Consider the following 8,583-nt stretch of genomic DNA (forward strand, 5'->3'; position numbering starts at 1 on the left):
CTCCCCGGGCGGGAGGGGCCGAAGCCCGCGGCCGTGTCGCGTGCGGGAGTGGCGGACGCTCACTCCGGGACGGTCGTCGTGCCGTCCACCATGAGGGCCCGGCCGGGCGCCGCGAGGTGACGGTCCCGCAGATCCCGTCGGCGGACCTTGCCGTTCGGCGAGCGGGGGATTGACGGCACCACCTCGGCGTAGCGCACCTGCTGGTAGTACGGCAGCCGGGAGTTGGCCAGCCGGCACACCTCGACGGCGGAGTCGTCCGCCGACTCGTCGGTGTTCAGCACCAGCAGGGCGTGCGCCACGGCGCCGTCGTCGCCCTCGGGGTGGTCGAAGACGACACAGTCGGCGACCAGCGGGTGCCGCCGCAGGGCGCGTTCCGTCTCCGACGGCGAGACCAGCCAGTTGTGGTACTTGAACACGTCCTTCAGCCGGTCGGCCAGGAACAGGCGGCCGTCCGGCGCGATCCGGCCCACGTCCCCGGTGGAGAACCAGCCGTCCGGCTCCACCCCGCTCGCCTCCGGGGCGCCGAGGTAGCCGCGCATCACCTGCGGCCCGCGCACCTGGACCTCGCCCGTCTCGCCGGCCGGCAGCACCCGCCGGCTCTCCACGTCCACCACCCGGCACTCCGTGCCCGCCACGGGGCGGCCGACGGAGCCGGGCACCGGCCGGTGCGGATCGTCGGAGTGGGTGAGCGGGGAGGTCTCGGCCAGCCCGTACCCCTGGAAGACCGTGACCCCGAAGTGCTCCGACAGCCGGGTCGCGGCCTCCGGCGCCAGCGCGGAACCGCCCGACGCGATGTGGGCGACCGTGTCGAGCCGCAGGCCGGGCAGCCGCTCGTCACGGGCCAGCCGGGCCAGCCGGAACGGCAGGCTGTACAGGTGCGTCGCCCGGTGGCGGTTCGCGGCCGGGACCGGGGCCGCGGGATCCGGCGAGGTGCACAGCACCTGTGTCGCCAGCGCGTGAACGGCCGAGTTCTGGTGCATGGGGTGGTACGTGGGCAGATGGTTGACGGTCACCGAGGCGCCGTCCAGCGCGTGCGCCACCGCGATCTGGTGGGCGTTCACCACGAGATTGCGGTGGGTCAGCCGCACGGCCTTCGGGCGGCCGGTCGTCCCGCTGGTGAAGTGCAGGCAGACCACGTCGTCGGGGGCGGGCGCGGCCGGCCGCGCGGCCGGACCGGCGGCGGCGAGCAGCTCCGCCAGATGCGCGGGGAGGGGTCCGGCCGCCCCGGGCTCCGGCCCGGCCGGGCCGAGCAGGAACACGTGCTCCAGTTCCGGCAGCCGGTCCCGTACGGCGGCGAGGCGCGGGTACAGGCCGGCGTCGACGAAGGCCGCACGCGCTCCGGACACGCCGAGCACATGGACCAGGTCGTCCTCCCGCAGCAGCGGGTTGACCACCGCGGCCACATGCCCGCTGCGCGCCACACCGAAGTAGGCGACGGTGAAGTCCGCGTCCAGGACGGAGGCGACCGCCACCACCTGGCCGCGGCCCGCCAGCCTGGTGCCCAGCACACCGGCGAGCGCGCTCGCCGAGGCGTCCAGTGCGGCGAAGGTGACGACCCGGTCGTCGCTGACGACGGCGGGGTGCCCGGGACGCGCGGCGGCGGCCCGGGACAGCAGCCCGTCCAGGGTGCGCGGCAGCCCGGACTCGTCCAGGGGCGCCCCGGCGGCGGCCGGCCGGTCCGGCGACGGCTCAGCCACGGCGGGCCTCCGCGTACGCCCGGGCATGGCGCAGTGTGGCCGTGCTGTTGGTGCTCAGGGCCCGCTGCACGAAGGCCCGGGCGTCCGCCACCGTCGCGTTCTCGCCGAGCACGCCGGGCACGGCGTCGGGCCGGATCGTCACACTGTGCCGCGAGGTCACCAGGACACCGTCACCGGCCGGCACCAGGGACCACTCCCCGGTGTGGGCCGTCATCAGGGCCGGCACCTCCGTCTGCTTGTACACGATGCGTTCCCGGCCCAGCGCGACGCGTATGGACCGCGTGGTGTGCACCGAACCGTCCGCGGTGCGCGTGTCCATGGCCATGACCTGGATACCGGGCACGTCCTCCGTCAGCTCCAGCCGGTCGACGTGCGGCAGCCGGGCGGGCCACTCCTGCGCCTGGTAGAGGAAGTCGAAGACGTCGTCGGAGGCACCGTCGACGTGCACCGAGTCCTCGAAGGTCAGCTCCAGCTCGCCGAGCCGGGCGTATCCCTCGGCCAGCTCGCGGACGGCGTCCAGTTCGGCCGCGCTGTTGCGGTCGGTCGCCCGGGTGATCCACTCGACGCCGGCGGGGTCGTCGTCCACCGCCTGGAAGTCGTGGGTCAGCTCCAGGTGCGAGGCGCCGTCACCGGCCGGCGTGATGATCCACTCACCCCGCATGGCGGCCACGGGAGGCGAGGACACCTCCTGACGGAACACCACCCGGTGGGCGACCGGGTCCAGTTCACGGCGCGAGATCCAGGTGCGGACCTCACCGTTGGCGGTGGCCCAGATCCGGATGCGCTCGGTGGTGGCGGTCCGTTCCAGATGCTCGACATGGACGTTGGGGACGAACCGCAGCGGCCACTGCGCCACGTCCGAGACGATCGCGTACACCGCCTCGGGCGGTGCCTGGACGAGAACGGTGTGCGAGGTGTGGTGGACGGCGGGCTCGGCCGTGTCCGCGAGCCGCCGCTGGTCGGTCTGGGCCATCAGGGTCCTCCGGAAGGTCGGTGCGATGGGGGTTCTCGCCACGCGGGATCAGTAATTGCCCAGGCCACCGCAGACGTTGATGGCCTGCGCGGTGATCGAGGCCGCGCTGTCGGACACCAGGTAGCCGACCATGCCGGCCACCTCCTCGGGGGTGGAGTACCGGCCGAGCGGGATCTTGTTCTGGAAGCGTTCGAGGATCTCGTCGGCGGTGGTGGAGTAGGCCGCCGCGTAGCCCTCGCGCACCCGCTGGGCCATCGGCGTCTCGACGTAGCCGGGGCAGACCGCGTTCACGGTCACGCCCGTCTTCGCGAGTTCCAGGCCGAGCGCCTTGGTGAAGCCGACGACGGCGTGCTTCGACGCCGAGTAGGGGGCGCCCAGCACCACACCCTGCTTGCCGCCGGTGGAGGCGATGTTGATGATCCGCCCCCAGCCGCGCCCGGCGAGGTCGCCCTGCCGCAGCGTCTCCCGGGTCATCAGGAAGACACTGTGCAGATTGGTGTCGATCACGTCGTACCACAGCTCGTCGCTGATGTCGGCCGTGACCCCGCCCCCGCTGCGCCCGGCGTTGTTGACGAGGACGTCGACCGGGCCGAAGCGGGCGGTCGCCGCCGACACCAGGTCGCGGACCTCCTCCGCGCTGCGCACGTCCGCGGTGGTGCCGTCCACCTCCAGGCCCTCGTCGGTCAGCGACTTGACGGTGCGCGCGACATCGTCGGCACTGCGCGCACACAGGAACACCCGGCAGCCCATACTGCCGAGCTGCCGGGCCACGGCGAGTCCGATCCCGCTGGTGCCACCGGTCACCAGAGCCACTTTCCGCTGCTCGCTCACGCTGTCCTCCGCTGGTCGGTCCGGATGACGCCCTCTGGCCCCCCAGGGGGGCGACGCGTCGACGGCGAGGGTCACCGAACCGGCTCGCAGACGCCTGGAGAGGGGATCGACCCCCGGCGCGACGCCCCACCGTTCCTGGACCCGGTCGCGAGGCGGATCACCGACGGTGGCGGGCGGTGCCGTGCCGCCGGGCCGGCAGGGACTCATGCGAAGGGATGACCCATGACAGTGACGGAACAGCCCCAGGCCGGTGTCGGCTCCGACACCTACCACGAGATCCAGCAGTTCTACGCCCGGCAGATGCAGCTGCTCGACGACGGCCGGGTCGGTGAATGGGCGGCCACCTTCTCCCCCGAGGGGGTGTTCGCCGCCAACGCACATCCCGAGCCCACCAAGGGCCGGGAGGCCATCACGGCGGCGGCGCGCGCGGCGCACGAGCAGCTCGCCGCCGCCGGCGTCCGGCGTCGCCACTGGCTCGGCATGGTGGCCGTCGACGGCCGGGACGGCACCAAGGTACGGGCGCGCTGCTACGCCCTGGTCTTCGAGATCCCGCGCGGCGGGCAGGCGGTGCTGCGGCTGAGCACCCTCTGCGAGGACGAACTCGAGCGGACCGAGGACGGCTGGGTCGTCGGCTACCGCACGGTGACCCGGGACGACCTCGTCTGAGGGATCCCGCTCCGTCCCGCCCGGCGGCAGCCGGCGGGCAGGGCGAAGGCCCACCGTCCGCGAGGACGGTGGGCCTTCGGCGTACCGGGGGTCAGGCGGCGGCCGTGCCCGCCACGGCGTTCACGACCTCCAGCAGGGCGCGGGGCGTCTGCGCCTCGGAGACCGTCTCGTCGGCGAGCTGGATGCCTCGCTCGCGTTCGATCAGGCCGATCAGCTGGAGCACGGCGACCGAGTCGTACCCGAGGTCGGAGAAGACGACGTCGAGGACGTCGCCGTCCAGGAGCCCGGGTTCCGCCTCACCGGCGCTCTCGCGCAGGAGCCGGACGAGGTCGGAGCGGGAGAACGGAGACATGGGGTTTCCTTTCTTCGGCTGAAGGACGCACAGGCCTTCGGCTGACGGACGCACAGGGTGAACGGGGTCAGTGCGGTACGCGGACCACCGTGGCCGCGTGGAACCCGCCGTGACCGCGCGCCAGGACCAGCGCGGCACGCAGCCGCCCGGGGCGCGGGGTGTCACAGACGAGGTCGAGCCGGGGGTCGTGCGCTCCGGCCCCCACATGGACGGTCGGCGGGATGACCTGGTGCCTCAAGGTCAGCAGCGCGGCGGCGAGATCGAGCGCGGCCCCGCCGGCCTGGAGGCGGCCCGTCATCGTCTTCGGCGCGGTCACGGCCACCCCGCCCGCCCCGAACAGCTCGGTGAGGGCGTCGGCCTCGGCGCGGTCGGCGTCGGGCAGTCCCGCCGCGTCGGCGAACACGACGTCCACGTCCGCGGGGTCCAGTTCCGCCTGCCGCAGGGCCGTCCGGGCCGCGCGCACCAGCCCCGACGGGCCGGTGTCCGGGTCGAACGCGGCCGCACAGCCCGCCACTTCGCCGTAGCCGCGGACGCCCCGCGCCCGGGCCGACGCCTCGTCCTCCAGGACGAGGATGGCACCTCCCTCACCGACGACCTCGCCGCTCGCGTCGGGGTGGAACGGCCGGTAGGCCAGCCGCGGATCCGGCTCCGTGCTCATCCGGCCGCCCGCCAGATGCGCGGCCCAGCCCCAGGGGCACAGCGAACCGTCCACACCGCCGGTGACGACCGCCCGCACCCCCTTGCGCAGGTGCCGACGGGCCTGGGCGACCGCGTCGAGACCGCCGGCCTGGTCGGTGACGACCACGCCGCTGGGCCCCCGCAGCCCATGGCGGATCGAGATCTGGCCCGTGTTCACCGCGTAGAACCAGGCGAAGGACTGGTACGCGCTGACGTGCGCACCACCCTTGCTCCACAGGGCCTGCAACTCCCGCTGCCCGAACTCGAACCCTCCGGCGGAGGCCGCCGTGACCACCCCGATCGCGTACTCGGGCAGCTTCTCGGGATCCAGGCCGGACTCGTCGGCCGCTTCCGCGGCGGCGGTCAGGGCCAGCCGTGTCATGTGGTCGGTCTGCGGCAGCAGCCGGCTGGGGATGTGCTCCCGCGCGTCGAAACCCGGGACCTCACCGGCCAGCCGCACCGGATACGGGGACGGGTCGAAACGGGTCAGCGGCCCGATGCCGCTGCTGCCCCGCAGCGTGGCCGCCCACCAGGCGTCGCGTCCCAGCCCGTTCGGCGCGGCCACCCCGATGCCGGTGACCACGGCGGCGCCCGCGCGGTACGGCGCACCGGCGGGGCGGTGCTGCGTGGCGGTGGTCGGGCTCGCCATCACGCCCCGCCCTTCTCGTCCAGCCGCGGCCGGGTGAGCACCATGGCGCTCTGGAAGCCCCCGAACCCGCTGCCGACGCTGAGCACGGTGTCGTACCGCCCCTCCCGTGCCGTCAGCGGCGTGTAGTCCAGGTCGCACTCCGGGTCCGGTTCGCGCAGGTTGGCCGTGGGCGGGATGACACCGGAGGCGACGGCCAGCGCGCTGGCGGCCACCTCCAGGGAGCCGATCGCGCCGAGCGAGTGGCCGATCATCGACTTGATCGAGCTGATCGGGGTCCGGCGGGCATGGTCCCCCAGACTGAGTTTGAAGGCCGCCGTCTCGTGCCGGTCGTTCTGCTTGGTGCCGGAGCCGTGCGCGTTGATGTAGTCCACCGCGTCCCCCGGCAGCCGGGCCTCGTCCAGGGCCACCCGGATCGCCTCGGCCATCTCCTTGCCGTCGGGGCGCAGCCCCGTCATGTGGTACGCGTTGCAGCGGGAGGCGTACCCCGAGATCTCCGCGTACGCCTCGGCGCCGCGACGCCGGGCGTGCTCCATCTCCTCCAGGACGAGCACCGCCGAGCCCTCACCCAGGACGAAGCCGTTGCGCGTGCGGTCGAACGGCCGGGAGGCGTGCTCCGGGTCGTCGTTGCGCGGTGTCGTCGCCTTGATCGCGTCGAAACAGGCCAGGGTGATGGGGGAGATCGGGGCCTCCGCCGCGCCCGCGATCATCACGTCGGCCGCGCCCTCCCGGATCAGCTCCACGGCGTGGCCGAGGGAGTCGAGGCCCGAGGTGCAGCCGGTGGAGATCACCGCGGCCGGGCCCCGGGCCCCGACGTCCCCGGCCACTTCGGCCGCCAGGGAGCTGGGCACCAGGTACTCGTACAGGTGCGGCACCGCGTAGGTGTGGTCGACCAGCCAGTCCCGGCCGCCGTTGCTGACCACCCCGTACTCCGCGTCCAGGCTCATGGTGCAGCCGACGGCGCTGCCGATGGAGACGCCGGTGCGCACGGGGTCCAGGGCCTCGGCGAGCCCGCTGTCCGCCACCGCCTCACGGGCGCTGACCAGAGCGAACTGCGCGGCCCGGTCCAGTCGTCGGCTCTCCTGGGGGGTCAGGCCGTGCGCGACCGGGTCGAAGTCCACCTCCGCGGCCACCCGGGACCGGAAGGCCGACGCGTCGAACAGGGACACCGTGCGGGTCGCGGTGCGCCCCTCGGTGATCAGCGACCAGAAGTCCTTCGTTCCGATCCCGCCGGGAGCGACCACGCCGATGCCGGTGACGACGACCCGCCGCGTCATCGCCGACCCCCAGCGGACCCGGGCTCGCCGTCCGGCGGGTTCCAGCGCCGGCCGGGACGACCGGCTGCAGTGTGTGCCATTGCCTTCTCTCCCTGTGTCAGCTCGTGGGCCGTCCGGTCTTTCGGTACGGCGTCGTGCAGACCGAAGGTGACAACCGCGTCTCGACGTCGGCTCGAGGACCGGCTGACCGGGCCCCATCAGCCCGCCATGCGCAGGGCCGACTCCGGCACCGGCTGCTCCGGCAGGTCCAGCCCGGCGTCGCCGTTGAGGATCGCCTGCTGGAGCCGGTGCAGGGCCGGGGACGGGTCCATCGCCAGCTCCTCGCGGATGCGGCTGCGCAGCCGCTGGAAGGTCAGCAGGGCGTCGCTGCGGCGGCCGGCCCGGCACAGCGCCAGCATGTACTGCGCCTGGAACCCCTCGTGGAGCGGATACTGGGCGCACAGGCTGGCCAGATCGCTGAGCAGCTCCTGGTGCCGGCCGAGCCGCAGGTCCGCCTCGACCCGCTGGCTCAGCACGCTCAGCCGCTGCTCCTCCAGGTGGCGTATCGCGGTGCTGAGCAGCGGCCCGGCCTGCACGTCCACCAGCGCCTCGTCCCGCCACAGCGCGAGGGCCCGGCGGAAGCAGCCGCTGGCCGCCCGGTAGTCGGCCGCCGCCATCGCCCGGTGACCGGCCGCGGCGAACTGCTCGAACTCCTGGATGTCGATCCGTCCGCCGTGCGTGCTCAGCAGATAGCCGCTGCCCCAGGTGGCCAGCACCTCCCGGGACTGCGGGCTCGAACTCGCGCCGCCGCCCGAACGGCCCCGCTCCGCGCCGTCGATGAGGTGCCGCAGCCGCAGGATGTACGTCTGGAGCGTGGTCAGGGCGCTGCGCGGCGGGCGGTGTTCCCACAGCTCCTCCAGGAAGGCCGGCACCGACACCGCCTGGTCCGGCCGCAGCGCCAGGAGAGCGAGTACTTTGCGGGGCTTGGCCGCCGTGGGCACGATCGACCGGCCCTCGTGGGTCACCGTCAGCGATCCGAGCACACTGATGTCCGTCATTGCGCCTCCCTGTGGTCCGTGGATGGATGGTCCGTGGATGGTTCCGGGAACGCGCGCGGGGAGCCGGTGAGCAGCCGCGCGAGATGAGTGCGGAGCAGAGCGAGGAAGTCGGGGTCGGAGTGGAAGAAGTGGCCCGCGGACACGCCCCGGCAGCCGAACGGGCCCACGGTGTACCGGGACCAGCCGCGCATGACGGCCGGTCCGGCCACCGGGTCCCGGTCGCCCGCGAAGGCGTACAGCGGCACCGTCAGCGGTTCGTGCCGCACCGCGCGCAGGCTCTGGCCCAGCCGCAGATCGTCACGGATCAGGTCCAGCGCCCGGCGCAGCACCCCGGTACGGCCGAGGAGTTCCGCGGGCATGCCGCCCAGCCGGTCCAGCGCGGCCACGAGCCGGCGGTCGTCCGCGTCGGCCGTCAGCGGCGGCGCC

The 8,583-nt window shown here is 73.8% G+C and carries 9 protein-coding genes; 1 reads left to right on the forward strand and 8 read right to left on the reverse strand.

Features of this window, described 5'->3' with window-relative positions; translation table 11 throughout:
* Positions 1 to 59 precede the first annotated feature (59 nt).
* From ABZV94_RS38265 to ABZV94_RS38275, 3 genes are read right to left on the reverse strand one after another with little or no spacing between them, the layout of a single operon-like run.
* Positions 60 to 1,697, reverse strand: coding sequence for a class I adenylate-forming enzyme family protein (locus tag ABZV94_RS38265; RefSeq protein ID WP_356349110.1), 1,638 nt, complete (start codon positions 1,695 to 1,697; stop codon positions 60 to 62).
* Positions 1,690 to 2,670 carry an aromatase/cyclase gene (locus ABZV94_RS38270; protein WP_356349112.1) on the reverse strand — a complete coding sequence of 327 codons (981 nt, stop codon included), beginning with the start codon at positions 2,668 to 2,670 and terminating at the stop codon, positions 1,690 to 1,692. Before ABZV94_RS38270 ends, ABZV94_RS38265 begins: the two co-directional genes overlap by 8 nt.
* Before the next feature lie 48 nt (positions 2,671 to 2,718).
* Positions 2,719 to 3,501: an SDR family NAD(P)-dependent oxidoreductase gene (locus tag ABZV94_RS38275; RefSeq protein ID WP_356349115.1), complete on the reverse strand. Its 783-nt coding sequence runs from the start codon at positions 3,499 to 3,501 to the stop codon at positions 2,719 to 2,721.
* A gap of 222 nt (positions 3,502 to 3,723) precedes the next feature.
* Between ABZV94_RS38275 and ABZV94_RS38280 the strand changes: the two genes are divergently transcribed.
* Positions 3,724 to 4,167, forward strand: a complete 444-nt coding sequence (locus ABZV94_RS38280; protein WP_356349117.1) for a nuclear transport factor 2 family protein — start codon at positions 3,724 to 3,726, stop codon at positions 4,165 to 4,167.
* A gap of 91 nt (positions 4,168 to 4,258) precedes the next feature.
* Here the strand turns inward: ABZV94_RS38280 and ABZV94_RS38285 are convergent, their stop codons facing one another.
* The 5 genes from ABZV94_RS38285 to ABZV94_RS38305 all read right to left on the reverse strand — a co-directional run.
* Positions 4,259 to 4,519 carry an acyl carrier protein gene (locus ABZV94_RS38285; RefSeq protein ID WP_356349118.1) on the reverse strand — a complete coding sequence of 87 codons (261 nt, stop codon included), beginning with the start codon at positions 4,517 to 4,519 and terminating at the stop codon, positions 4,259 to 4,261.
* A gap of 67 nt (positions 4,520 to 4,586) precedes the next feature.
* Positions 4,587 to 5,846: a ketosynthase chain-length factor gene (locus tag ABZV94_RS38290; RefSeq protein WP_356349121.1), complete on the reverse strand. Its 1,260-nt coding sequence runs from the start codon at positions 5,844 to 5,846 to the stop codon at positions 4,587 to 4,589.
* Positions 5,846 to 7,120, reverse strand: coding sequence for a beta-ketoacyl-[acyl-carrier-protein] synthase family protein (locus ABZV94_RS38295; protein ID WP_356349123.1), 1,275 nt, complete (start codon positions 7,118 to 7,120; stop codon positions 5,846 to 5,848). Before ABZV94_RS38295 ends, ABZV94_RS38290 begins: the two co-directional genes overlap by 1 nt.
* Positions 7,121 to 7,317: 197 nt before the next feature.
* Positions 7,318 to 8,157: an AfsR/SARP family transcriptional regulator gene (locus ABZV94_RS38300; RefSeq protein ID WP_356349125.1), complete on the reverse strand. Its 840-nt coding sequence runs from the start codon at positions 8,155 to 8,157 to the stop codon at positions 7,318 to 7,320.
* Positions 8,154 to 8,583: thioesterase domain-containing protein (locus ABZV94_RS38305; protein ID WP_356349127.1), on the reverse strand; the 430-nt coding region annotated here is incomplete at its 5' end. The genes ABZV94_RS38305 and ABZV94_RS38300, both read right to left, overlap by 4 nt.

The organism is Streptomyces sp. NPDC004658 (assembly GCF_040609555.1).
Classification (GTDB): domain Bacteria; phylum Actinomycetota; class Actinomycetes; order Streptomycetales; family Streptomycetaceae; genus Streptomyces.